Consider the following 24,910-nt stretch of genomic DNA (forward strand, 5'->3'; position numbering starts at 1 on the left):
ATGCAGCGTTGTCGAGTCTTTGCGAATCCCCAACCACGGGTTCAACCGGAAACGGTGACGATGAGTAAACGTCGCCGGGTTGGTATTTATGGGGGGACTTTTAATCCTGTTCATAATGCTCATTTATTAGTAGCAGATCAGGTCGGTCATTCCTTATCTCTTGACCGGGTTTACTTCATGCCGGATGCTAATCCACCCCATGTTGACCATAAGACGACAATTGATGCTAAATTACGGTTAGCAATGCTTCAGTTAGCAACTAAGGGTAATCCACTTTTTGCTATTGAAACTAGTGAACTGCAACGTGGCGGGGTTAGTTATACCTATAATACAATGAAGCAATTGATTGAGCAGCATCCCACAACCGACTACTATTTCATTATTGGTGGTGACATGGTTGATTATCTAGATAAGTGGCACCGGATTGATGAACTAGTTCGCTTGCCACGATTTCATTTTGTCGGCGTTCGGCGTCCAGGAGCTAAAAATGAATCTAAATATCCAGTAATTTGGGTGGATGTACCACCAGTTGGCTTTAGTTCAACGGATATTCGTAATCGAGTTCGCCGGGGACAATCAATTCGTTATATGGTTCCACAAGCTGTTGCTAAGTATATAAAGGAGCACCATTTATATCATGACTAAGGAAATTGTTGAATATCGTCATCATTATGTTCCAATGAATCGTGACCAGCTGGTTGACCGACTTCGCCACGCCTTAAAGGAAAAACGATTCAACCATGTTTTACGAGTTGAGCAAACAGCTATTCAGCTTGCTAAAAATAATGGAGTTGACATTGAAAAAGCTAGTATTGCTGGTCTATGTCATGACTATGCTAAACAGCGCCCTGACCAAGACTTTATTGATGAGATTCACCAAAAAGGACTCGACCCAGACCTCTTGAACTATGGGAATGCCATTTGGCACGGTATTGTTGGCGCCGAAATGCTGAAGGATGAACTGGGCATCTGGGATGAAGACATCTTAAATGCGGTTCGTCATCATACCACCGGAGCAGCCGTGATGACTAAGTTAGAGCAAGTTGTTTATATGGCTGACTATATTGAACCAGCACGTGATTTTGCGGGGGTGGATACCGCTCGTCAAATCACTGCGCAAGACTTGGGCGCTGGAGTTGCTTACCAAACCAAGCATACTTTAGAATATTTAATTGAAAATGACAAACCTGTGTATCCTAAGACAATTGAAACTTATAATGCCTGGGTACCAGCTTACGAAGGGAAGATAAACTAGATGGAAAGCAAACAATTATTGGAAATGGTTGTTAAGGCTGCTGATGGACGGCGAGCTGAAGATATCGTTGCACTAAAGGTTGATCAAATCAGTCCAATGGCTGATTACTTTGTGATCATGACTGGTGGTTCCAACCGTCAGGTGCAGGCAATTGCTAATGCTATTATTGAAAAGGCACATGAAAATCAAGTCAATATTGGTAGCGTTGAGGGTAAGAATCACGCTCATTGGATATTGATCGACCTTGGTGACGTAGTGGTTCACGTCTTTCGTGAGGACACTCGCCATTTCTACAACTTGGAAAAGCTGTGGTCTGATGCACCGCTGGTTAATGTCAACCAATGGGTTAAGAATTAATGATTTACCATACTTTTGCCCAATTATACGACCAGCTCTTTGATCCAGCACTTTATCAAAAGTGGGCTGATTATACCATAGAAAATAGTAGCTCAGCGACGACGACCATTCTTGACCTAGCAGGTGGTGCTGGGCGGTTGGCCGTTTTGTTAGCTCAACGGGGCTATGATGTTACGGATGTTGACTTTTCTGCTGATATGCTTTCACTGGCGACTCAGCATGCTGAAGAAGTAGGAGTTGATCTGAATTTACTGCAAGCTGATATGCGTGACCTTACGGGACTACCAGTATATGACATGGTGACTTGTTACGTGGATTCATTTTGCTACTTGCCTAACTTGGCAGATGTACAAAAGAGTTTTCGGCAGGCCTATGATCATTTGCGAACAGGTGGCCAGTTGCTTTTTGATGTGATCACTCCTTACCAAACGGATGTTGTTTATCCTGGCTATATGTATAATTATGAGGATGATGATCATCGGCATGCGTTTATGTGGCGCAGTTACCAGAACGATGAAGTCAAACACGGAGTAATTCACGACCTCGTTTTTTTTAACCGTCTAGCTAACGGTCAGTACGAACGATTAGGTGAGACTCACTTTGAACGGGCTTACCCGTTGAAGACATTGGAGGATGCTTTGAACCAAGTCGGTTTTACTGATATTCGTGTGAGTGCTCATTTTGGTCAAGCGCGTCCGGATGAAGAGACAACCCGTTGGTTCTTTGCCTGCCAAAAATAAGGGGATGATCAAGGTGCAAGCAGTCGGGATGGTGGTCGAATACAATCCATTCCATAATGGCCACCGTTATTTGTTACACCAGGCATGCCAGAAAACTGGTGCTGATGTAACAGTCGCTGTTATGAGTGGTAATTTTACTCAGCGGGGTGAACCAACGATTGTTGATAAATGGACCCGTACCCATGCAGCACTTGAGAATGGTGTTGACCTGGTGGTGGAATTGCCAATTTTTTCCGCTGTCCAACCAGCGCACCGGTTTGCGGCTGGAGCTCTTGCCATTTTGAATGCTCTTCAGGTTCGACAGGTTGCCTTTGGTGCTGAACACCCAGACTGGGACTTTACCAAACTGGTGACAGCCGAACGGCATTTTGACCAAGCAGAATTTAACCAGTATAACGCTACCTATGCCACCCAATTTAATGCCCAATTGAAAGCCCAAACAGGAGTAACATTGCGAGAGCCAAATGATATTTTAGCTTTTTCCTATACTAAAGAAGTTTTACAGCATCACTATCCAATTCAACTGGTGCCAATTCAGCGCCGGGGTAGTGAATATCATGACCAACAGATTCATGGGCGGCTCGCCAGTGCTAGCGCAATTCGTCATGCCGTGGCTAATGGGAAAAACCTTGGAAAAACTGTTCCGTGGGCGATGGCAATTGTACTCAACCAAGTTAAAGTAGTGCCATCATGGGATCAGCTTTTTCCACTGCTTCGTAATCAGTTGATTCAGGCGTCGACAACCAGGCTAGCACGAACTTACCAAATGGCCGAGGGACTTGAAAACCGAATGAAGGAAGTGGCGCAACAGACACTGACATTTGATGATTTTATTCATTGCCTGAAGACGAAACGTTATACCTATGCCCATTTGTTGCGGATGTGCCTATATGTCGTTCTCCAAATATCAGAGGAGGAAATGGCCATTCGTATTCGGCATCCTTATATTCATATTTTAGGCTTTAATAACCGGGGGCGGGCTTATCTCCACCAGGTAAAGAAACAGGTATCGATGCCAATCTTTACCAAGGTCAGTCAACAGATGCGGGATCATTTATACAATCTCGATTACCGGGCCGGCAAACTTTATCAGAATTTTACAACAGTAGAGCAGGATCTTAGTCATCCTCCGGTAATGATTTTGAAACCATGAATTGATCTTTGAGACTGTCAAGGAAAAAACATTGACAAGCATTGTGGGGACTAGTATAATTGCAGACGTTGCATTAGGAGGTTAGTACGATGAAATGGTCGATAGCTGAGTTACATCGTTACCAAGATGAACCACTTCATATTCAAAGTACTTTTGATCTGAACGCATCATTAACTAAGTTGTTCCCGGACACTATCTTAGCCGTTGAACCGGTAAGGGTAGATGGGTACGTATCTTACGACGATGGGGACGTTACCATTAGTGCTAATGTCAAAACAACGCTGACGGTACCCTCTAGTCGATCGCTAACACCCGTTCAGCTACCACTTGACTTTGATTTTACGGAGACGTATATTGATGATCGTGACCATCTCTCCCGTTACGAGGATGATGATGTTGTCTTCTTGTTGAAAGAACGAGAATTAATCGATTTCGATACCGCCCTTGCAGAAAACATTGTTGAACAGGTACCATTACGGGTTCTTTCTGCTGATGAGAAGGCTGGTAAACCAATGCCAAAGGGAAATGACTGGAATGTTATTTCTGAGGATGATTATCAGGCCAGTAAGCAGAACACTAAAAAAGTTGATCCACGTTTCGCGAAACTGAAAAAATTATTTCCTGATCAGGATGATAAAAAGTAGCGAACGGTTAAAAACCATTTGTGGATAATTTAAATCCTAGGAGGTGTCAAACATGGCTGTTCCAGCACGGAAGACTTCAAAGTCTAAGAAAAATATGCGTCGGGCTCACATTAAGTTGAATGTTCCTGGCTTAACTCCTTGCCCAAATTGTGGTGAACTGCGTAAGTCCCACATGGTATGCCCTAATTGTGGCTACTACAACGGCAAGCAAGTTATCAACACTAACAACTAATTTGACCTACTAAAAACCACCCATGAGGCGCCGGACCTGGGGTGGTTTTTTATTTTTAAAATTTAATAATTATATATGACTAGACCGGCATTTGGGAAAGAATTCTTAATTTTACTTGCCTAAGACTGGGGTTTATTAGAAAACTGTGATAAAATTATTTTGTTTTATTAATACAAACGTTTTAAATTGATTATTTTAGCAGGTGAAAACAATGAGTCGAATCTTGATTATTGAAGATGAAGAAAATTTAGCTAAGTTTGTTGATATGGAACTTAAACATGAAGGCTACGAGACGGATGTTGAGCTTGATGGTCGAGCTGGCTTGGATGCGGCCTTAAATCAAGACTTTGATGTGATTTTATTGGATTTGATGTTACCTGAATTAAACGGAATCGAAGTTGCTCGCCGGGTTCGGGAAGTTAAGGATACACCGATTATTATTATGACCGCCCGCGATTCCGTAATTGACCGGGTTTCTGGCTTGGACCATGGGGCCGATGACTATATTGTCAAGCCCTTTGCCATTGAAGAGCTTTTGGCGCGGGTCCGGGCACTGTTGCGGCGGATTAGCATTGAAGATGGCAATAATAAAGAACACCAAACGACCGTTAATTATAAGGACCTAACAATTGAAAAAGAGAATCGGGTCGTCCGGCGTGGTGATGAAGTCATTAACCTGACTAAACGAGAATATGAATTATTATTGATCTTGATGGAAAACATCAATGTGGTGATGTCCCGAAAGGAATTGCTCAGTAAGGTTTGGGGATATGACTCCAAGGTTGAGACGAACGTGGTTGACGTTTATATTCGTTATTTGCGGAACAAGATTGACCGGCCAGGAGAAAAAAGTTACATTCAAACTGTTCGTGGGACCGGTTATGTTATCCGTTCCTAAGGTTTGTGGTTAACAATGGGTGAAAAAACATCGGGTCGCCGATTTGTTTCCTTAAAATTAAAATGGGCTATTGGAACGGCAGTTGGTTCACTGCTTATCTTCCTGATTGTTGCCATGGCGATGTTTTCGTCCTTTACCCAACGCCTCTTTGATGAGGAACGAGGGTTGCTTAATCAGGGAATGGTTACTATTTCTCGACAACTCGGCCAAATAAATCAGCCGTTAACTAAGCACAATGTCCAAGCCGCATTGGTTCAGCATGTTACGGGTGCGGCTCAGTATCAACGACCAATTATCCAGGACCTTAGTGATGGACACATGGTCGTAAGAATATATAATCAACAGCGTCAACCAGTATTGAGTACGGGTCATCACTTAGTTCCCGTTGCTTTAACTAATCATCGCCGGATTCGTTTAGTGAAGGGTCCCAATCATAAGGTGATTGTTGGGCAAATGCCGGTTTATGCGCGGCATAATCACCGATTGATTGGCTATTTGCAAGTAGAGAATAGGTTGAATGCCTACTATCGGAACTATCGACAATTACGGTTAGTAATGATTCTGGCACTCTGCTTGGTTGTTCTGGCTAGTGGAATTTTGGGCTACCTTCTGTCAATGCTTTTCTTGCGTCCATTAAATGATGTTCATGATACGGTTAAGGTTATCAGTAAGGATCCAACTAAGGATGTTCGGGTTCCAGTACCTAACCATAACGATGAAATGACGGAATTGGCAACAATGTTTAATGAGATGTTGGACCAAACCCAACGTTACATTAAGCAGCAGTCTCAATTTGTCAACGACGTTAGTCATGAATTACGGACGCCGATTGCAATTATTCAGGGACACCTTGATATGCTTCAACGATGGGGGAAGGATGATCCAAAAGTCTTGAATGATTCGATCAATGCTTCATTAGTAGAGACCGAACGAATGAAAAACTTGGTACAAGAGATGCTTGACCTTAGCCGGGCGGAGCAGGTTGATATTAACTTCCGCAACCAAAAGACGGTGGTTAATGATGTTGTTCACCAGGTTTATAATAATTTTAAGGAACTATATCCGGATTTTGTTTTTATTTTGGATGATGATCTTGACGAGCCAATTATGGCTAATATCTATCGTGACCACCTTGAACAGGTGCTGGTGATTCTTTGTGATAATGCTGTTAAGTATTCAACCGATCGCAAAGAGGTACACCTTTCCTTGTCTCGGGGAATGAATACTGTTGAGATTGGTATTCAGGACTTTGGGGTTGGAATCCCACCTGAAGATATTGATCGAGTCTTTGACCGTTTTTACCGGGTTGATAAGGCTCGTAGTCGTAAAAAGGGTGGTAACGGACTGGGACTTTCAATTGCTAAGCGCTTGGTTGAAGGTTACCATGGCTCAATTACCCTAGAAAGTTCTGTTGGTGCTGGATCAATTTTCCGGATTATTTTACCAATCGTTGGTGATCCAGAAGCTATTAATTAAATATAAAAGAATCAACAAGAGCTATGATGCTGGTGTATCATGGCTCCTGTTTTGTTAAAAATTGTGATTAGGTTCGGTTTAATGGTTTACGCGGATTATGGAAATTAGGAATAAAATAAAATGCCTTTCTCGACTTTTACCGAGGAAGGTATTTTTGTTACGTTCATTTATTAAATTGTTTAATGTGTTGGTAGATAAGAATACTGGCAATGAAAGTGACTAGTGCTTCGGTGACCGGAACGGCTGCCCAGACTCCGTTAATTCCGACAAGAGCAGTGAGTATTAAGATTGCTGGTAAAAGAATTAAATAACCCCGCAGAAGTGAGAGGGTAAATGATGCGCGGGCGGCATTGATCGCCGTTAAGAAGAGAATAAATAGCAGGTTAAGCGCGCTAAAGAAGGTGCTGGTAAAGTAAATCGGCAGACCAACTAGGGCATAGCTAACCAGCTGAGCAGAGTGGGAGGTATTAAAGATTTCAATGATTGGTAGCTTAAAGGTGATCAATATTATGAAACTAATGGTAGCTAAAATGAGGGTGATAATGGTTCCCATTTTTAGTGCCCTCCGCACTTGACTATAGTGTTGTTCACCATATTCCCGACTAGCAATTGGTTGGACACCGAGCGCCACCCCGTTGGCAAGTGCTAGGGTGACAATTGCAATGTTAGAGATGACACCGTAAGCGGCAACAGCATAGTTATTTGCTAATTGCAGAAGAACATGGTTAAAAAAGTAGATGCTAACTCCAGTGCTAAGTTCGTTTAACGCCGCAGCTACGCCTAATTTAGCGCAATGACCAATTGTCGTGAGGTGTGGTCGACACCAATAAAGCCGCAGTTGACGTTTAGAAAAATGACGGTGACGGGTAAGAACTAGCAGGCTGATTAAAGGTGAAAAAAGTACGGCTAAGGCAGCTCCCTCCATTTTTAAACCACATTCGAAGATGAAGAACCAGTCGATGACGATTACCGAAAGCGTTTCGGTTAAGGTAGCCTTCATGGTCAGGGTTGGATTGCCATCATTACGTACGAAATTGATGGAAATGTAATTGCACATGTAGAGCGGGCCACTCCAGGCAACGATTCTTAGGTAGATAATTGCCATTTGCCGAGTTTGATTATCGGCTCCCAAAAAGTTGACGACCGGGATGGCAAAGATATTTAGTAGGATTGCCATCATGATTCCAAGGCCAGCTGCAAAGATGATTAACTGACTATAAAGACCTGCTACCCGGTCAGGATGTAAAATTTTATTGAGTGAAAAAATAGTGGCTCCCCCAACCCCTAACAAAAGCCCGGTTCCATTGAACACGTTGAATAGGGGCAAGACAAGGTTGAGGGTAGTTAATCCTAAAGCCCCGGCCGCAATTGAGATAAATAAGGTATCGATGATGACGTAGAGTGACATTCCTAAAGTGGCAATAACGTTTCTAACAACGTAATGACGAACTTCACCGGTAATTGATTGCATATTCTTTCCTCCGTTGTTTTCCTCCCCCATATTTAAATGGACGCCTGTTGGAAAACAGTAGATTATGTTGCAAAACCCGGCGATCTTGCGGTCCCTATTTTTATCTTATATCTTAGCAGTTTTTAGTTAATCTTGCAGTAACACCTTAGATGAGTATCCCATTGCAATGATCGATTTCATGTTGGACAATTTCAGCGGCTAAGTCGGTTAAGGTGAGGGACTGTTTTTGCCATGCCCGATTTAAAAACTGGACCGTAATCTGATGATAACGTTTAGCGAACCGTTCGCCTGGAAGTGAAAGGCAACCCTCCTTGGTTTGATAAGGGTGGGATTGACTAATAATTTGTGGGTTAAACATAACAACCGGTAGTGGACCAAGCTGGGCAATGATTACCCGCTTATTTTCGCCAATCATATTGGCAGCCATTCCGATGCAGTGTTTCCGGTGGGCGGCAAGGGTATCCTGCAAGTCCTGGCCGATGAAAAGGTCAGCACGGGTGGCTGGCAAAGAAGGTCGACTAAGTTTTTGTAAATTCGTATTAATTGGTTTAATCATATTTCCCTCCGAAAAGAAAGAACTGAAGATTATTTCTCCAGTTCTTAAATGGTAATTGTTAATTAATTCTTTTTATTCTTATGGTGATGCTGCTTGCCAGCATTCCGACGACGGTTACGCTGAGCCATTTGTTTGGCCGGGCTCGGTTGCTTCAATTGGTTAATAGCCTCAGCAGTGGCATTAGCTGAACCAGGCTGTGGGGTAAGTGGCGCAGTGGGCTTCTTAATTGGATGCTTTTTGGCTTCAGCTGCGATTTGTTTGCGAATTCGCGGCCGATAAGCGTTGACCATCAGGGTTTGTAAGATAGCAAAGAGACCACCAATGAAGAAGTACAGTCCTAATCCGGCGGAAGCAGTCAGAGAAATGAAGAAGGTCATTACTGGACTCATCCAAATGGCCATTTTCATTTGCTTACGTTGGGCTTCAGGTACCCCAACCAATCCGAGATAGCTTTGTACAGCATAAGCGATGAAGGACAGAATGGCAAAGAGCAGGCTCGGCTTCCCAAGTGCAACTCCAAAGAAAGTAGCGTGGTAAAGGTCAGGTGAGTAACGAATAGCAGCATACAAGGCGGCAAAGACTGGCAACTGAATTAACAATGGCAGACAACCAATCCCGCCAGTCAAGCTGATATGATTATCCCGGTAAAGGGCCATCATTTGTTGGCTAACGGCGGCTTGTTCTTCAGGTGTTTTAGCAGCTTTTTGCTTTGCCGACAATTTCTTGATCATCGGCTGGATGCGGGCCATCTTTTCCTGGGTGATCGTTGATTTTTTCATTTGTGAGAACATGACCGGTAATAGAATTGTCCGAACAATAACCACGATGACAATGATGGCCCATCCATAATTGTTGCCAAGGTGACTGGCTAACCATTCCATTAAATGTTGCATGGGTTTAGCCATGTAGTCGTAAACAAAGCCATAGGGTCGGCCGCTCTTAGTAGTTCGGACACAACCACTAAGTAAGAAGAGCATAGTGGTCATCAAGCCGACAATGGTGAGTCGTTTATGTTTCATGCTAAAAATAACGCTCCCTTATTAATTCATTTTTATTTTGCTTAGTTAAACAGTACATATCTTACCCTAAAGCAAGTTAAAAAGCCAGTTTAACGGCGAACGGTAAAACGTCCCTGATAGTCTTGAAGGTCACCGTTCTTTTGCTTGATCTTAGTAACGCTGGCGTAGGGGGTTGGCCCCCTTTGCAGGCGTTTGACAAAAATTTGGACGATCTTAACTGACCCCTGAACTTCAACGTAAACATCACCATTGATAAGGTTTTTGACGAAGCCAGCTAGTCCCATTCTTTGTGCTAATTGGACGGTTGACCAGCGGAAGCCGACTCCTTGAACACGTCCACTGATGATTAAATGTAGGTTAATCAAATTTTCACCTCCTTAAGTAAAATTTAGGGAAACTCGCCATTAGTTATAGATATTGTACACCTTAGAACATGGTATAATTATCATAGAAGAAGGGTAGTTTTACTTATGGAAGAATTAACATCTGTTCATAATCAACACGTTAAAGATTGGAAGAAATTAGCAACTAAAAAGTTTCGTAGACAAAGTGGCCTTTACTTGCTGGATGGGTGGCACTTAGTCAACGAAGCTGTTAAAGCGGGAATTGCTATTGTTCAGTTGATCGGGACAGCTGACCAATTAGAGCAACACCAGGAATTGTTTAGTCATGCTGAGAATATTTATAGTGTGACCGAAGAGATCATGAAGCATATCACTGAGACGGTGACTCCCCAAGGAATTGCTGCCGTGGTAGCATTGCCAGATGCTCATCGCCTTCCCCAACAACCATTGAACGGTGCCTGGCTTCTTTTGGATCGGGTTCAGGATCCAGGTAATGTTGGAACAATGGTGCGGACGGCTGATGCCGCTGGCTTTGCTGGGGTCGTTGTGGGTAACCGCAGTGCTGACCTTTATGGCCCCAAAGTTGTTCGTTCCATGCAGGGGAGCCAATTTCACTTGCAACTTTTTGAGGGTGATTTGCGTAAATGGATTGACGATTTTAAGCAAGTGGGAGCACCAGTTTATGGGACTCAGTTAAATCCACAGGCACAAAATTTCCGTGATGTTCATCCTGGTAAAACGTTTGCTTTGATTATGGGTAATGAAGGCCAGGGAATGAGTGACCAACTATTAAAAGAAACAACGACTAATCTTTATATTCCAATGCGGGGCGAAGCTGAATCACTGAATGTGGCTGTTTCTGCCGGAATTTTGATGTTCCAATTGAACCAATAGTTACTTACTTTTGATAAGACAGAATAATTTATTTTTAACTTTTCATCGTGTATGATAAGTTTAGCCAATAGAAAAGGGGTATTCTATGAAATCAAAGAATGAATGGCGCAACGATCCGGAATATGTTGCGATTGTTCAGGATTTGCTGGCCCAACCGGCAGTAAAGAAACTGGCCCATTATACCCAGCATCATTACTCCAATCGTTTACAACATTCAATTGCGGTTTCTTATGATAGTTACCGGATTGCCAAGCGTTGGCACTTGGATTACCGAAGTGTGGCGCGAGCCGGATTGCTACATGACCTGTTTTATTATGATTGGCGGACAACTAAATTTGATCTCGGTACCCATGCCTTTATTCATCCCCGGGTTGCCTTGCGAAACGCGGAGAAGATCACACCATTAAACAAAAAGGAAAAAGATATTATCCTAAAGCATATGTTTGGTGCAACTTTAGCTGTTCCTCGGTACCCAGAGAGTTTGATTGTTTCATTGGTTGATGATTTCGAAGCTGAGCACGAATTCTTTGGTCCGTTACGGGCAAAGCTTCGGCGCCGGATTAAGAAACGGCGAATGCGTACAACTTGGTAGGAAGGAGACGTCAAATGCAAGAAGAAGCTAGTACACCGGTTGCTGATGGGGCCTGTAAATTATGCCCACGATTTACTAAGACCTTTATGATGTTAGGCAAGAAATGGAATGGATTGATTATCGAAACCTTACTGAAAAAAGATACCCTGCGGTTTAAGGATATTGCCAATAGTGTTAGCAAATGCAGCGACCGGGTTCTCTGTGAACGTTTGAAGGAATTAGAGGATGACCAAATTATTGTCCGTAACACTTATCCAGGCACTAGCCGGGTTGATTATTCATTGACTACCCGTGGCCGTGAATTAGCACCTGTAATGACTGCTGTTCACACCTGGAGTGATAAATGGTGTTAATTTTACCCTTGACCAACATCGGTGAAATGACTAGAATACTTTATATAGTTAAAGGCAATGACGGAAATTAGTAATCAGGAGCGCCTGTCAGAGAGCTGTTGAGTATTCTGAAATCAACAGTCAAGAGCAAGTGATGAATTTCATTTCTTGAGCTGGTATGCAATGATATTCCGGTGGATCGCCGTTATTGATCGTTGAGTGTATAGATTGATTTCTATAAACTAGGGTGGTACCGCGAAGCTTCGTCCCTATTAGGGATGGAGCTTTTTTGTTTTATAAAAAGGAGTGAAAGTATGGGATTGAAAGAAAAACTTGCTGATCTGCGTCAACAAGGATTACAAGAAATTAAAAATTCTAAAGACCTGAAACATATTAATGAAGTCCGGGTCAAAATGTTGGGTAAAAAAGGTCCGATTACAAGTGTGCTACGAGGGATGCGCGACCTCAGTGCTGAAGAACGGCCTAAAGTTGGCCGGTTTGCTAACAAGGTTCGTGACGACTTGACTACCGCAATTGAAGATAAGCGAGCAACTTTGGAACAGGCAGCCCTGAATGCGCAACTGCAAGCCGAAACGATTGATGTAACCTTGCCTGGTAGTCCGGTTGCCCAGGGCCAGCCCCACGTAGTTCAACAAATCATCGACCAAGTGGTTGATCTTTTCGTTTCGATGGGCTATGAAGTAGCTGTTGGTGACGAAGTGGAACAGGAAGTTTATAACTTTGAAAAGTTGAACCTTCCGAAAGATCACCCCGCACGGGACATGCAGGATACCTTTTATGTGACGCCAAGCGTTTTAATGCGAACACAAACCTCGCCAATGCAGGCCCGGATGCTAGAAAAACATGACTTTAGTCAGGGCCCGCTAAAGATGATCTCTCCAGGTAAGGTTTACCGACGGGATACCGATGATGCTACCCACAGTCACCAATTTAACCAAATCGAAGGGATGGTTGTTGGTAAGCACATCACCATGGCTGATCTGAAAGGGACTTTAAAAGTGGTTGCTCGCTACCTCTTTGGTGACAAGCTAGATGTTCGTTTGCGGCCAAGTTATTTCCCATTTACGGAACCATCAGTCGAAGCTGATATTACCTGCTTTAATTGTATGGGGAAGGGTTGCCCTATCTGTAAACACACTGGTTGGATCGAAGTCCTCGGTGCCGGGATGGTGCATCCGAATGTTCTTAAGATGTCCGGAGTTGATCCTGAAGAATATGGTGGGTTTGCCTTTGGCTTAGGCCCAGACCGGTTTGCTATGCTGAAATACGGTGTCAATGACATTCGGAATTTCTACCAGAATGATGTCCGCTTCCTGAATCAATTTGACGAGAAAGGATAAGATAAATGAAAGTATCATACCAATGGTTAAAAGAATACCTTGATTTGGACGTTCAACCACGGGATCTGGCTGAAAAAATTGCCCGGACGTCCGTCGATATTAACGATATTTATTCCTTAAGTGATGGCTTAAAGAAAATCGTGGTGGGAAAAATTATTGCCATGAAAGATCACCCCAATTCTGACCACCTTCACATTTGCCAGGTTGATGTTGGTGCGGATAAGCCGCTTCAAATAGTTTGTGGTGCACCAAACGTTCAGGTTGGCAAGAAAGTTATCACAGCCCTGAACGGTGCCCGGATTGGTGGCAATGTTAAGATTAAGCGTGGTAAGATTCGGGGTGAAGAATCTGAGGGGATGCTTTGTGCACTCCAGGAAATTGGCTTTAGCGATTCTATTGCCCCGAAGGCTTATGATGAAGGAATTTATTTCTTGCCTGACGACGCTAAACCGGGTGATGCTGTTTTCCCGTATCTGGGAATGGATGACACAATTATTGATACCGATGTTACGCCTAATCGTGGAGATATGTTGAGTATTTACGGCAACGTGAATGATATTGCCGCTTTCTATGGCTTGGAACCCCACTTTAAGGAAATCCCAGTAAAAGAAAACAGTACCACCGCGACAAGTGACTTAGTCAAGGTTAAAATTGCTAACGAAAAGGAAGCACCAACCTATAAGTTACGAGTCATCAAGGGGGTTAAGATTGCTGATAGCCCGCTTTGGCTACAGATTCGGCTTTGGAATTCCGGTATCCGACCAATTAATAATGTAGTGGACGTCACTAACTATATCTTACTGAAGTATGGACAACCACTGCACAGTTATGATTATGATAAGTTGCCGGGCCATGATTTCGGTGTCCGTCATGCGCATGAAGGCGAGAAGTTTACTACTTTGGATGGGGATAAACAGACCCTGAAGGCCAACGACTTGGTAGTAACGGTGAACGATCAACCGGTTGCCCTGGCTGGAACCATGGGTGGTGAAGGAACCGCTGTTTCTGACACAACCACCACGGTTGCCCTGGAAGCCGCAATTTTTGATCCAGTGATGGTCCGGAAGCAGGCCCGTCGTCTTGACCTTCACAGTGAATCTTCAATGCGGTTTGAACGGGGAATCAATCCCGCTACTGTGGAGACTGCCTTAGATGAAGCGGCGGAACTAATTAAGCGGTTGGCCGGTGGCGAGATTACAACGGGAATCGTTACCGGAAGTGAAAAGCCGGCTGTTAATAAGCAGATCACACTCTCACTTAAGAAGGTTAATGCCGTCTTGGGGACCAGCCTATCGATGGCGGAAGTGGTAGATACTTTTAAACGACTTCACTTTGGCTACCAAATCTCGGGTGATGACCAATTAGTAGTAACCGTGCCAGCGCGGCGTTGGGACATCTTTATTGCTGCCGACCTGTATGAGGAAATTGCTCGTATTTATGGCTACGATAAGTTGCCAGCTACTTTGCCAGTAATGACCCGTAATCGGGGCGGTCTGACACCACGACAACGGTTTATCCGTGCTAGTCGTCATGACCTAGAAGGTATGGGGCTGACCCAGGCAATTTCTTATTCCCTAACAACGGTTAAGCGGGCTAAGCAGTTCCAGATTGATCCACTTGCTGAACCGATGAAGCTTGACTTCCCAATGAGTACTGATCACGTTGCCACCCGGATGAGCATTGTTAGTGGCCTTCTCTTGGACATTGCTTATAACATTGCTCATGGGGTCGATAATGTGGCTCTGTACGAGGAAGGACGGGTCTTCCTGCCAAAGGGCGGTGAACGTCCGGAAGAACAGGAACACCTAGCAGGGGCGATTACTGGTCAGCTTTTGGCTAATGATTGGCACCACCAGGATCGTCCGGTTGATTTTTATCAAGTAAAGGGAATCATTGAACGTTACCTTCATAATATTGGACTTGCTGGTAAAGTTACCTATGTTGCTGATCAATCCCGACCGGAATTACATCCTGGCCGAACGGCTAACATTTTGTTAGGTAACCAACTGATTGGCTTCCTCGGTCAGGTTCATCCAAAGACGGCTAAAGCTTATAAGATTCCAGAAACTTATGTCTTTGAGCTGAACTTGGAAGCATTGATTGCTGCTCCTAAGGTTGCTGATGTTTACCACCCAATCAGTAAGTATCCGGCAATTACTCGGGATATCGCGCTGTTAGTCGCTAATGACGTCACTAATAAGATGGTAATGGATGTTATCAATAAGAAGGGTGGTGCCTTTCTTAAGCACGTTCATCTCTTTGATGTTTACAGTGGTTTGCACCTGCCAAAGGGGAAGAAATCCTTAGCTTATACCCTAACTTATCAGGATGACCATGGTACCTTGAAGGAAGAGCAGGTTAATACTGCCTTCAAGAAGGTAACCAAGGCATTAGAAAGTCAGCTGGCCGCTGAGATTCGTTAAAGTGGTGAGTAATAATGTGAGACTGTTAGGAAGTCTCACATTATTTGCGTTTTATGAGGAATCATTAAGTGAGCGAAGAAAAATTACGACGGCAAAACCGAGTAGTTATAATTCTAGTCATCTTGTTGATCATTGCTGGATTAACTATCCACCAATACTTTAACTATGCATTGCGTCCCGCCAATTATGATGACCACCAAAGGGTAACAATAATAATTCCACGCGGTGCTACAGATCACAGAGTTGCTACGATTATGAAGAAGCATGGCTTGGTGCGGAGCAAGTTTGTTTTTGATTATTATTTACAAACACATAAAATGAATGGAATTAAGGCGGGTCGGTTTCACTTAGAGCGATCATCTTCGGTTCCAGAATTAGTTACCACTCTGCAGGAAAGTCGAGCCGCTAAAAAATAATAGAGGATTGCCGTAAATGCGATAGTGCTATATACTGTTGAAGACTAATTTTTTAGAGGAGTATAAAGAAATAAGTATGAGCATATCAAAACGACCAATTATCATCGGGGTTACTGGTGGTTCTGGGAGTGGAAAAACTACTGTCAGCAAAGCCATCTATAATCAATTGCATGGCCAAGCAATTCAAATTATTACCCAGGATACTTATTATAATGATCAATCGGACATGACGATGGTCCAACGGAAAGCGGTCAATTATGACCACCCATTAGCCTTCGATACCGACTTGTTGATTAAACAATTATCTGACCTACGTAATAATAAAGCGATTGAGATGCCGGTTTATGATTATAAACAGTATACCCGGTCTAAGGAAACCGTTCATGTTGAGCCCCAAGATGTTATTATTTTGGAGGGCATTCTAATCTTGGATGATGAGCGGTTGCGCGATTTAATGGATATTAAGGTTTATGTTGATACTGATGATGATATTCGGATTATTCGACGGATCAAACGTGATATGGCCGAACGGGGACGATCCTTGGATTCGGTAATTAATCAATATCTAGCAACTGTTAAGCCAATGTATCACCAATTTGTGGAACCAACTAAGCGTTATGCTGACATTATTGTTCCAGAAGGTGGTGAAAATCACGTAGCTATTGACCTTTTAACTACTAAGGTACGTGATATTTTGGTTAAGCGTGGTCATACCTTACAATAAAGTTTACATTTTGTAGCAGGAATGGTAATGTAGCCACTGGACAAAATATGAGGAGTGAATTTTTGAATGGCTGAAGAAAAACAATTTCCAATGACCCTTGAAGGGAAAAAGAAACTAGAAGAACAACTGGAAGATTACAAGATGAAACGGCGTCCAGAAGTTATTAAGCGGATTAAGATTGCCCGGAGTTATGGAGACCTCTCTGAAAACTCTGAATATGAATCTGCTAAAGATGAACAAGCAATGGTTGAGAGCAAGATTTCCCAAATTGAAAATATGCTTCAATATGCTGTCATCATTGATAATGAGAATGTTGACAAGGATGAAGTTTCGATGGGGCGGAAAGTCACCTTTAAGGAATTACCAGATGAAGAACCTGAAACCTACGCAATCGTGGGTGAATCTGAATCTGATCCACTGAATGGTAAAATTTCTAATGAATCACCAATGGCGAAGGGCTTACTTGGCCACAAAATTGGGGACGAGGTTAGTATTAATATCCCAAATGGTACGATGAAGGTTAAGATTTTAGACGTTAAGTAAAATAAGCAAAAAGGGTCACTGATTCCACTTGAATCAGTGACCCTTTTTAATGGACCGGGTGAATTCTTTGTCCTAAGTATTAAAAGGTGGTACATTAATTGTTATGAAAGTGCTATCATTAAATTAGTTTAGTGGATAAAGGGGTTTTAAAAAATGAAGTTAATCATTACTGATGCGGCTAGTAAGTGGTTCCGTAATGAAATGGGCCTCAAGCCTGGTGATGGCATCAAGCTTTATGGAAAGGTGTATGGTCGGACCGAAGTTCATCATGGTTTCTCTCAGGCCTTCGCTAAGAATAACCATCCGATTGACCCAGTGATGGAAGTTAAAAAAGATGGAATTCTTTATTACGTTAATGAAGTTGATGAGTGGTTCTTTACCCGTTTGATTACAACGGTGGATGCTAATGATGCTGGCCCTGTTTTTCATTTTCAACACGAGGACGGTGACACCCCTGATGTTGCCGGACTCAGTGATGATAGTGCCGATGCTTCAACGGGCCCTTCACAACACGCAACCGACGCTTCAACTGGTGCTTCACAGCACTAAAAAATGCACATATATAAAACGACGAACTTCGTATTTAAATATGCGAAGTTCGTCGTTTTGTTTACGTTAGCTTGATTTTGTTAATCGACGGTGCCAAAGCCACCAAATACTGAGGCTGGCTAGGCTAACAAAAATGCCAAGAATTAAAAATGGCGGCCGATAATGAAAGCGGACTTGGTGGCTACCCGTAGTAATTGGAATGGCCATAAAGGTGTTAATAACTGTTCGTGGTGTTACAGGATGGCCATCAATTTGGACATGCCAGCCTTTTGCTGCTGGAATAGTGGTCATTAAAACTGACTGGCCATGATGAATGTGAACTTGACCGCTAATGGTTGTTGGTGATTGGTGGTCAATACGGAGTGGTGACTGGTGAAGTGTCTTCAAGCCAGCATTGAATGGCCGTTGGTTAAGCCGGTAGACACTGACGTTTTGCATCCAAACACTCATCTTCTTTAGTCGGAAAGTGATGATGACTGGTTTTCCTTTTTGGTGGTGGGCTAAGTTGATAACAACTGTATCCCGATAAGTATTGTATTGATTAAAATCCCGTTTGTTGAGGTTAACTGTAGCGTTATCTTTAACAGCTGGCCCCAAAGTCAGGTAGTAAGAATCATTGGTTGGTGGAACAAATTTAAGGCGAATCGATGCTGGTTTAAGAAGATTTTGCTTTCTGAAAGTTGTTCCGGTGATTTGGGTGGCTGATTGAACGTTAAAGTATTTAACCGCGGTAAAGTTTTGAACAGTAAAAAGTGGTTGGTCGACCGACCGCCCTGCCAAAGCCTGAAAAATCTGTGACTGGTAGCTAAGCGGGTCTAAAGTAGCTTTGCCAAGTTGGAAAATCTTTGAACTAGCACCAAAGGCAATCGGCAACGCTTGAGGATTTTGCCTGATGGTGATCATTTTGGTTTGACCGCGCCGTGTTTGCTGTTGCCAGTCGGGACGGTACCCTGACAATGGCATAATCTGATTGCCGTTTAGGATACCGTGGTGGCGAGCAGTTAAGGTATACTTGAAGCCGAGCAGGTCATCAGTAAGTTGAGTGCCGTTAGCATAGCTGATAAAGCCATCCCCCGCGGGCTGTCCAATTGCCCCCATGAAATTAGGTTGGACTGGTTCCAGGGTTGAGCCAAAGTGATCGCCGGAATAGAAGTCACTTTGCATCGGGTCATCTTTTGTTCGCATGAAGGTTTTAGCGACCCGATAACAGCTCTGATCGCGTTCCCTTAAATCATGACTGGCTTGGTTAAGTTGAGTAGTGTACTGACCAAATTCGGCTTGTGGAACGTAGGCAATTTTGTTAAGACTAGTAAAAGCACTGGTGGCCACATCACAAGTGACGACTAGAATAAGCAGGAGATCGTATAGTTGGGGAGCGTTTTGCCGCGCAATCATTAGGGTCGCCAATGAAATAGCAGCAAAGCCCAAGCCGATTAGGCGCTGACTAATAGACAGGTAGGAAAGCTTTAAGTGACCGGTTGCCCACCAGATCAGCAGACAGAGGATTAAAATGGCGAGGGTCCCCCACCATTTTAATTGGTAGTTGGGTTGAATAGTCTTGGCAGCCAGGAGAATACACCAAAAGCTGAAAAGAAAGGAGAAACGGTAGGGATACCAGACTGGAAATTGGCCAGCATGCCATAGTAAATCCAATGGTTCATAACAAAACGAGATGACAAAGAAAATAGTGATTATTAAGGCAGTGATACGCTGGGCTTTTTTTATTCGTGGATTAAAGAAGTAAAGTAGGGCACCAATAATCAATAGCATTCCAATGTAGAAATTAGGTTGACCACTTGGCATCTGATTGAAATTGAAGGATCCGGGGACCAGTTTACCAAGCATCTTAAGGGGATTATATTCTAATTTACTGTTGATAAACGTTTGGGTATAGGTGCCTTTGCTAGTAGTCAAGGCATAGGCGGTTGGCAAAAGGGTGATTGCTGCAACTCCAATACTGAGGAGGGAACTGGTTAGGTAAGTGGCAATGGCTTGCCAGCGCTTTCGCCAGGTGGTAATCACTGGTAATTGCCAAAAAACTAATAAAATGGTGAAAATGCAGACCATCCAAGCCATATAATAGTTGTCGATCAGCATTACTGCTAGCCAGGCAATATAGGTTCCCGGTTTACGATGATGAATCAGTTTTAGTAATCCCCAGGTGATTGGGGGTAAGATAATCAACGCGTCAAGCCAAATGAGGTTTAATTGGTTAGCAATCATCCAGCCATTAAGGGCATAAGCGGTGCTAAAAGCCCAAATTCGGGGGCCCGCTTGTAAATGGGTACGCTGAATCAACCAGGCCATGCTAAGCCCCGCCAAGCCGTAGCGGATTAAAGTTAGTACCATCACCCCACTAGTTAGCCATCGGCCAGGAAAAGGCAAAAGTACCAGGTTAAGGGGGCTAAATAGGTAGTAAGCATTAGTACCGAACATTTCGCCACCTAATCCCTTACTAAATGAATAGAAAAGTGATCCTGGATGGTGAAGAAGAAGGTTGCGAAAGTAAGCAAAAAAATCGATATATTGTTGGCCAAGATCAACCGTTAAAAGACTGCTAGTGCCAAAAGGTGCCATTTGACGGTAAGCAAAATAGGTTCCCATAAGGAGAAGCGGAATCAAAAAGGCGCCGGTGAGGATAACTCGTTTATTGTTTTTCCATTTATCTTTATCTCTTATCACGACAAAATTCCTTTCCAATCTTATGCTGTTGCCATTATATAACGGTAAATACGGTTAAATAATGATTTAACAATTAAAATTAATTAAATCATTAGGCGTTAGAGTTCATTTTTATCGAAATTAAGAGTATTATTTTACGTTAGCAGTGGAAGTGATCTGCAACCAAGTTAAAAATTTGGTAGAATAGTAATCACTATCATGAAGGAGAAATTCTCGTGAAATTTTTTGATCGCATTAAGAACAGGTTGAATTCTCGGAGCAGGAAGAACCGTAGTGCCCAATCGGTGATCCCGTTTCGGCTGAATTTATTGCTATGGATTGTTGGTATCCTACTGCTTGCGTTAACAATACGGCTATTTTATTTGCAAGTATTAAATGGTAACGCCTATAAAGCCGAGGTTAAGCGTTCTGATACCTCAATTCAGACCAATAATGTTCAGCGGGGAATGATTTATGATTCCCAAGGTAGGGTTTTGGTTGGTAACCAGACTCACCAAGCTATTACATATACAAAGGGACAAGACGTTACTACTGATGACCTTTACAAGATTGCTAATCGATTAGGGCGGTATGTAACGGTAACTAATAAGGATAGTCGGCTGACGAATCGGAACGAGGAGGACTACTATTTAGCCGACCAGGGACGGCTTAAGTCAGTCCTTAAACATGTTAAGACTACCAGCACCATGACCGATAATGCTAAATATAATAAGGCCCTTGATTATCTTAATAGTCATCCAGCAATTTGGCATTTGACTCACCAGCAGAAGAATAATGCCCGCATTTATGCTGCAATGAGTGGGGCTTATTCATTGTCTACCACCTACATTAAAGAAACTGGGGTTACAGCTAAGGAGCTGGCAGCTGTCGGGGAACACCTTAACGAAATGCCAGGGGTTAAGATAGGTACTGCTTGGACACGGAATTACCCACAAGGTAAGGATATCCAGTCCCTCGTTGGAACCATGTCGACAACAGGGTTGCCTAGCGATGAAGTTAATAGTCTCTTGTCCGAAGGTTATTCACGAAATGATAGTGTTGGTCAGAGTTATCTCGAAAAACAATATCAAGCAACCTTAGCGGGTTCTAAGTCACAGACTCAGGTTACTACCAACGGTAAAAATGTTACTAAGGAAATAGTAAAGTATCGTGGCAAAAAGGGTGATAACCTGGTCTTAACCATTAACTCCAAGTTGCAGAATCAGGTTCAGAATATCTTGAAGAACAACTATTCTGCAGCCGGTAACTCTTATTCTTCCGGTGTCTATGCCGTGGTAATGGACCCGTATACAGGAGCAGTTCTGGCAATGGGCGGAATTGACCGTAATCCAAAGACGGGAAAAGAAACCGTCGATCAAATTGGTGCGATCAACCATCCAATTACTATGGGTTCCGTTGTGAAGCCGGCCACCGTTATGGGTGGTTTAATGAGTGGAGTTATTACCCCTACTAATAATACGCTTACTGATAAGCCAATTAAGGTTCAGGGGATCTCTGCCAAGAGTTCTTGGTTTAACCATGGTGGTAGTGCTGATATGGCGGTCGATGCACCAACAGCATTGGAAGTTTCTTCTAACTCTTACATGATGCAGGTAATCATGAAAGAGGGGGGAATGAATTACCAGGATAATGGGCCAATGACCTTGAAACCCAGCATTTTTGCGAAGGAACGCTACTACTTCAACATGTTTGGCCTAGGTCAAAAGACTGGAATCGACTTACCTGGTGAGACCGCTGGTTATGAAGGACCGGCTGATCAGAAGCATATTGGTTCGGCACTGGATATGGCCTATGGAAACTATGATGGTTATACCGTCATGCAATTAGCCCAGTACATGTCAACCATTGCCAATGGTGGGCGTCGGATGCGACCATATGTTGTGAAAGCCATCCGGGGTACTCAGAGCAATGGCCAGTTAGGACCGGTTGAAGATACAACTCAGCCACAAGTGCAACAGGTTATTCCGGCACCAAAGTCTTACTTTGACCTTGTTAAGCAGGGATTGTACGAGGTGACCCACGGGACGAATGCATACGTCACTGGAAAGACACTCTCAAATGTTAAGCCATCAATTTCTGCTAAGACTGGGACAGCCGAAACGGTTTCTGAAGGACACAAGACTACAACCCTGAGTTTCGCTGGCTTTGCTCCATCTAATCATCCGCGAGTAGTAGTTGCCTTGGCAATCCCAGGCTCAACTAACGATGATGGTGAAGCTAACCTAACAATGGCCAAACAGATCTTCAATGCTTATTGGAAGACGGTTCAATCTTCGAAGGATGAGAATGGTGATTAAGGGCTGTCAAGGAAATTTCCTTAACAAACTTTATCAAATCACTAGCCAAATCAGTTAATAAATGATATAGTTGTACGAGTTAGGGTTACGATAGATAACCAATTAAGATTAATTAATGTTTGGAGGTTACAACTCATGCGTGTCAACATTACCCTTGAATGCACTTCATGCCACGAGCGGACTTACTTAACTAGTAAGAACCGTCGTCACAATCCCGACCGGCTTGAATTAAAGAAATACTGCCCACGGGAGCGTAAGGTGACATTACACCGTGAAACTAAGTAATCTTAGTTTCAATATTGAAGAACACCAGTCATTTGATGATTGGTGTTTTTTTTATGGGATATATCACCCATGAATAAAAATTTAAGCGTGTATTAACTTTGTGAATGAAAAAACGCTTGCAAAAAAAAGATGGACCTGTAATAATGTATTCTTGTAACCGTTTATCATTCTGTGAAGAGAGGCTTAAGAATAATGACGTATCCTAAAAAAGGATTGCGGCAGGCATACATTGCTCGCTTGCAGCAATTAGATCTTAATACACGTCTTAGTGAAGAAAAACGATTAGCATCATTGCTCTATGACCAACCAGAATGGATGAGCGCTAAGACGGTTGCCCTGACTTTGAGTCAGTCGTTTGAAATCGATACGGCACCCATCCTACTTCACGCCCGTCATGAAGGACGAACGGTTGTAGTTCCACGAACGTTGCCTAAACGACAAATGGAATTTGTGGAAATTAATGAGGAAACTAGTTTTGATGAATCAAGTTTTGGTATCTTGGAGCCTCATGATGGTCGAGTTTATTCACCAACTGAAATTGATCTCATGGTAGTTCCTGGTGTTGCCTTTACAACAACCGGGCGCCGCCTTGGTTTTGGTGGTGGCTATTATGACCGTTATCTGAGTAAGTATCCGGGCAAAACAATTGCACTGGCCTTGCCAACTCAATTAGCGGAAGATGGCGAGTGGGTACCAGATCCTCATGACCAAAATGTTGATCGTGTTCTTTACCTAGCGGAGAGCTGATTGATGCAGTCACGTAAATGGGCAGTTGCACCGGTTACTATTACCTTAATCGTTATTCAAGTATTGGTTTATCTAGCAATGAGTTTGTCTGGTGGATCAACTAATACTGCGGTACTGATTCGCTTTGGTGCGCTTTCACCACAATTACTGGCGGCTGGTCAGTGGTGGCGATTGATTACCCCTGTTTTTATTCATATTGGTTTTACACATCTCCTAATTAACAGTTTGACACTGTATTTTATTGGAATGTATATTGAACAATTATTTGGCCATTGGCGAATGGTGGTACTGTATTTTGGTAGTGCGGTTACCGGTAATTTACTTAGTGCTTATTGTTTACATGGTGGTTTATCTGCTGGTGCCAGTACAGCGATCTTTGGCCTCTTTGGGGCTTTCCTAATGTTAGGTGAATCTTTTCGCGATAATCAGGCATTACGTTTGCTGAGTCGACAATTTCTGATTCTAGTGGTATTGAATATTGTAACGGATCTATTAATACCGGGAATTGACCTGGCCGGCCATCTGGGGGGCCTTATTGGGGGCTTCTTGATTGCTTACTTGGTTGGTGCTCCACGGCTTGGACGGGTTGCCCCAATGAAACGAATCTTGAGTGCCATCGTCTTAGTTGTGGGGGTACTTGGATTATTTTGGGAAGTGAGCTGATTAAATGCACGCACACACACGAATTCCACGGGAATACCGAACCTTGTATGATGTTCAGCAGCTATTGAAGGCCTTTGATATCTTTGTGTATGTTGGTAAACGTCTGTACGATATTGAATTAATGGCAATTGAACTTGACAATCTTTATCAGGCTGGTGTAATTGAACGTGATACTTATTTGAAGGCAAAGATTGTGTTACGGCATGAGCATCGTGAAGAACTAAGAAGAAATAAAACGGGACGCCTTTATTGAAACT

General features: G+C 43.1%; 28 protein-coding genes. 23 read left to right on the plus strand and 5 right to left on the minus strand.

The features are described from left to right. The 9 genes from ACEYV4_RS00195 to ACEYV4_RS00235 all read left to right on the plus strand — a co-directional run bounded on the left by ACEYV4_RS00195 (window position 1) and on the right by ACEYV4_RS00235 (window position 6,755). Complete coding sequence (locus ACEYV4_RS00195) at window positions 1-645, plus strand: nicotinate-nucleotide adenylyltransferase (RefSeq protein ID WP_373841446.1); 645 nt, start codon at window positions 1-3, stop codon at window positions 643-645. Then, entirely contained in the window at window positions 638-1,255 is a 618-nt protein-coding gene (gene yqeK, locus ACEYV4_RS00200; protein ID WP_373841447.1) for a bis(5'-nucleosyl)-tetraphosphatase (symmetrical) YqeK, read from the plus strand. Before ACEYV4_RS00195 ends, yqeK begins: the two co-directional genes overlap by 8 nt. Continuing rightward, window positions 1,256-1,612: a ribosome silencing factor gene (rsfS, locus tag ACEYV4_RS00205; RefSeq protein WP_373841448.1), complete on the plus strand. Its 357-nt coding sequence runs from the start codon at window positions 1,256-1,258 to the stop codon at window positions 1,610-1,612. Then, window positions 1,612-2,352, plus strand: a complete 741-nt coding sequence (locus ACEYV4_RS00210) for a class I SAM-dependent methyltransferase (RefSeq protein WP_373841449.1) — start codon at window positions 1,612-1,614, stop codon at window positions 2,350-2,352. Before rsfS ends, ACEYV4_RS00210 begins: the two co-directional genes overlap by 1 nt. Before the next feature lie 13 nt (window positions 2,353-2,365). Beyond that, window positions 2,366-3,505, plus strand: a complete 1,140-nt coding sequence (locus ACEYV4_RS00215) for a nucleotidyltransferase (RefSeq protein ID WP_373841508.1) — start codon at window positions 2,366-2,368, stop codon at window positions 3,503-3,505. Between the two features lie 89 nt (window positions 3,506-3,594). Then, window positions 3,595-4,149, plus strand: coding sequence for a DUF177 domain-containing protein (locus ACEYV4_RS00220; RefSeq protein ID WP_373841450.1), 555 nt, complete (start codon window positions 3,595-3,597; stop codon window positions 4,147-4,149). 52 nt (window positions 4,150-4,201) lie between these two features. Continuing rightward, window positions 4,202-4,381 (plus strand): 50S ribosomal protein L32, encoded by a 180-nt coding sequence (rpmF, locus tag ACEYV4_RS00225; protein WP_373841451.1) that lies wholly within the window; start codon window positions 4,202-4,204, stop codon window positions 4,379-4,381. 211 nt (window positions 4,382-4,592) lie between these two features. Next, window positions 4,593-5,279, plus strand: coding sequence for a response regulator transcription factor (locus tag ACEYV4_RS00230; RefSeq protein ID WP_373841452.1), 687 nt, complete (start codon window positions 4,593-4,595; stop codon window positions 5,277-5,279). Between the two features lie 15 nt (window positions 5,280-5,294). Next, the gene (locus ACEYV4_RS00235) at window positions 5,295-6,755 is read left to right on the plus strand and encodes an ATP-binding protein (protein ID WP_373841453.1); all 1,461 of its coding nucleotides are present in this window, start codon (window positions 5,295-5,297) and stop codon (window positions 6,753-6,755) included. Window positions 6,756-6,918: 163 nt separating this feature from the next. Here ACEYV4_RS00235 and ACEYV4_RS00240 read toward each other — a convergent pair whose 3' ends face one another. The 4 genes from ACEYV4_RS00240 to ACEYV4_RS00255 all read right to left on the minus strand — a co-directional run bounded on the left by ACEYV4_RS00240 (window position 6,919) and on the right by ACEYV4_RS00255 (window position 10,166). After that, window positions 6,919-8,226 carry an MATE family efflux transporter gene (locus ACEYV4_RS00240; RefSeq protein WP_373841454.1) on the minus strand — a complete coding sequence of 436 codons (1,308 nt, stop codon included), beginning with the start codon at window positions 8,224-8,226 and terminating at the stop codon, window positions 6,919-6,921. Window positions 8,227-8,371: 145 nt separating this feature from the next. Next, window positions 8,372-8,782, minus strand: coding sequence for a peptide deformylase (locus tag ACEYV4_RS00245; RefSeq protein WP_373841455.1), 411 nt, complete (start codon window positions 8,780-8,782; stop codon window positions 8,372-8,374). Window positions 8,783-8,844: 62 nt separating this feature from the next. Then, window positions 8,845-9,801: a membrane protein insertase YidC gene (yidC, locus tag ACEYV4_RS00250; RefSeq protein WP_373841456.1), complete on the minus strand. Its 957-nt coding sequence runs from the start codon at window positions 9,799-9,801 to the stop codon at window positions 8,845-8,847. 89 nt (window positions 9,802-9,890) lie between these two features. Further along, a complete protein-coding gene (locus tag ACEYV4_RS00255) occupies window positions 9,891-10,166 on the minus strand; it encodes an acylphosphatase (RefSeq protein WP_373841457.1) in 276 nt (91 codons plus the stop codon). 105 nt (window positions 10,167-10,271) lie between these two features. Here ACEYV4_RS00255 and ACEYV4_RS00260 point away from each other — a divergent pair, with 105 nt between their 5' ends. The 9 genes from ACEYV4_RS00260 to ACEYV4_RS00300 all read left to right on the plus strand — a co-directional run bounded on the left by ACEYV4_RS00260 (window position 10,272) and on the right by ACEYV4_RS00300 (window position 17,979). Further along, window positions 10,272-11,039, plus strand: coding sequence for a TrmH family RNA methyltransferase (locus tag ACEYV4_RS00260; protein ID WP_373841458.1), 768 nt, complete (start codon window positions 10,272-10,274; stop codon window positions 11,037-11,039). 85 nt (window positions 11,040-11,124) lie between these two features. Then, the gene (locus ACEYV4_RS00265; RefSeq protein WP_373841459.1) at window positions 11,125-11,631 is read left to right on the plus strand and encodes an HD domain-containing protein; all 507 of its coding nucleotides are present in this window, start codon (window positions 11,125-11,127) and stop codon (window positions 11,629-11,631) included. Between the two features lie 14 nt (window positions 11,632-11,645). Next, window positions 11,646-11,984, plus strand: a complete 339-nt coding sequence (locus tag ACEYV4_RS00270) for a winged helix-turn-helix transcriptional regulator (RefSeq protein ID WP_373841460.1) — start codon at window positions 11,646-11,648, stop codon at window positions 11,982-11,984. 293 nt (window positions 11,985-12,277) lie between these two features. Beyond that, window positions 12,278-13,324, plus strand: coding sequence for a phenylalanine--tRNA ligase subunit alpha (locus tag ACEYV4_RS00275; RefSeq protein WP_373841461.1), 1,047 nt, complete (start codon window positions 12,278-12,280; stop codon window positions 13,322-13,324). A gap of 5 nt (window positions 13,325-13,329) precedes the next feature. Next, on the plus strand, window positions 13,330-15,747 hold the full coding sequence (gene pheT, locus ACEYV4_RS00280; protein ID WP_373841462.1) for a phenylalanine--tRNA ligase subunit beta: 2,418 nt from the start codon (window positions 13,330-13,332) through the stop codon (window positions 15,745-15,747). A 68-nt stretch (window positions 15,748-15,815) separates the two neighbouring features. Continuing rightward, entirely contained in the window at window positions 15,816-16,163 is a 348-nt protein-coding gene (locus ACEYV4_RS00285) for an endolytic transglycosylase MltG (RefSeq protein WP_373841463.1), read from the plus strand. A 76-nt stretch (window positions 16,164-16,239) separates the two neighbouring features. Further along, window positions 16,240-16,887, plus strand: coding sequence for a uridine kinase (udk, locus tag ACEYV4_RS00290; RefSeq protein WP_373841464.1), 648 nt, complete (start codon window positions 16,240-16,242; stop codon window positions 16,885-16,887). Window positions 16,888-16,953: 66 nt separating this feature from the next. Then, window positions 16,954-17,430 carry a transcription elongation factor GreA gene (gene greA, locus ACEYV4_RS00295; protein WP_373841465.1) on the plus strand — a complete coding sequence of 159 codons (477 nt, stop codon included), beginning with the start codon at window positions 16,954-16,956 and terminating at the stop codon, window positions 17,428-17,430. A 153-nt stretch (window positions 17,431-17,583) separates the two neighbouring features. Then, a complete protein-coding gene (locus ACEYV4_RS00300) occupies window positions 17,584-17,979 on the plus strand; it encodes a HesB/YadR/YfhF family protein (RefSeq protein WP_373841466.1) in 396 nt (131 codons plus the stop codon). Between the two features lie 66 nt (window positions 17,980-18,045). On the opposite strand, the gene ACEYV4_RS00305 is transcribed toward ACEYV4_RS00300, so the two are convergent. Next, window positions 18,046-20,661 carry a YfhO family protein gene (locus ACEYV4_RS00305; protein WP_373841467.1) on the minus strand — a complete coding sequence of 872 codons (2,616 nt, stop codon included), beginning with the start codon at window positions 20,659-20,661 and terminating at the stop codon, window positions 18,046-18,048. Window positions 20,662-20,876: 215 nt separating this feature from the next. Between ACEYV4_RS00305 and ACEYV4_RS00310 the strand changes: the two genes are divergently transcribed. From ACEYV4_RS00310 to ACEYV4_RS00330, 5 genes are all read left to right on the plus strand, one after another. Further along, window positions 20,877-22,958, plus strand: coding sequence for a peptidoglycan D,D-transpeptidase FtsI family protein (locus ACEYV4_RS00310; RefSeq protein WP_373841468.1), 2,082 nt, complete (start codon window positions 20,877-20,879; stop codon window positions 22,956-22,958). 135 nt (window positions 22,959-23,093) lie between these two features. Then, complete coding sequence (rpmG, locus tag ACEYV4_RS00315; protein ID WP_104688004.1) at window positions 23,094-23,243, plus strand: 50S ribosomal protein L33; 150 nt, start codon at window positions 23,094-23,096, stop codon at window positions 23,241-23,243. A gap of 192 nt (window positions 23,244-23,435) precedes the next feature. Then, the gene (locus tag ACEYV4_RS00320; protein ID WP_373841469.1) at window positions 23,436-23,990 is read left to right on the plus strand and encodes a 5-formyltetrahydrofolate cyclo-ligase; all 555 of its coding nucleotides are present in this window, start codon (window positions 23,436-23,438) and stop codon (window positions 23,988-23,990) included. Between the two features lie 3 nt (window positions 23,991-23,993). Then, window positions 23,994-24,653 (plus strand): rhomboid family intramembrane serine protease, encoded by a 660-nt coding sequence (locus ACEYV4_RS00325; protein ID WP_373841470.1) that lies wholly within the window; start codon window positions 23,994-23,996, stop codon window positions 24,651-24,653. Between the two features lie 4 nt (window positions 24,654-24,657). Beyond that, window positions 24,658-24,906, plus strand: a complete 249-nt coding sequence (locus tag ACEYV4_RS00330; protein WP_373841471.1) for a YqgQ family protein — start codon at window positions 24,658-24,660, stop codon at window positions 24,904-24,906. Window positions 24,907-24,910: the final 4 nt, after the last annotated feature.

The sequence above is a fragment of the Limosilactobacillus sp. genome (genome assembly GCF_041859915.1).
Lineage (GTDB): Bacteria > Bacillota > Bacilli > Lactobacillales > Lactobacillaceae > Limosilactobacillus.